This is a genomic window from Halomonas elongata, assembly GCF_029081005.1.
GTDB classification, from domain to species: Bacteria; Pseudomonadota; Gammaproteobacteria; order Pseudomonadales; family Halomonadaceae; genus Halomonas; species Halomonas elongata_B.
Genome location: NZ_JAJQTQ010000097.1, coordinates 1 through 445 on the forward strand (window position 1 = coordinate 1; position 445 = coordinate 445).

Here is a 445-nt window from a genome sequence, read left to right on the forward strand (position 1 = left end):
ATAGATTTTCCCACGTTAGCTGTTCTACGCTATCGACAATATCAATTCGTAACCATTGGGTTTCATTATCTTGCTTTTTACGCCACTCCTGCAGCGCTCTGGCCCCGGCTAGCCAGGCTTGATCAAAGCTGGCTGCTGTCGAAACATGGACATGCGCACGCTGCTTACCGTCACTGACGCTAAAAAAGATGACCCACCCAGGATAATCAGCAGGCAATGCGGTCGTTTTTAATGGTTTGCACTGAAAGCAAGCCTGTTGTAATAAATCGCTCAATGCCATCTCAAATCTCCATTCGTTGAAAATTCACCAAACATAAAGCCAACTAGCAGATGTTACCTTTCTCTCAGCGCTTCTTTTGCCCTATTAAATGGTTTCACCAAATAATCCATAACTGTCTTCTCTCCGGTTTTAATATCAACCGTAGCGATCATCCCTGGACCTATT

Annotated in this window: 1 protein-coding gene; it reads right to left on the reverse strand. The window is 44.5% G+C overall.

All coding sequences use genetic code 11. The annotated features are described in order from the left end of the window. Positions 1-280, reverse strand: a 280-nt coding sequence (locus LU493_RS19605) for a hypothetical protein (protein WP_275289480.1), incomplete at its 3' end; no start/stop codon positions are given. Positions 281-445 lie beyond the last annotated feature (165 nt).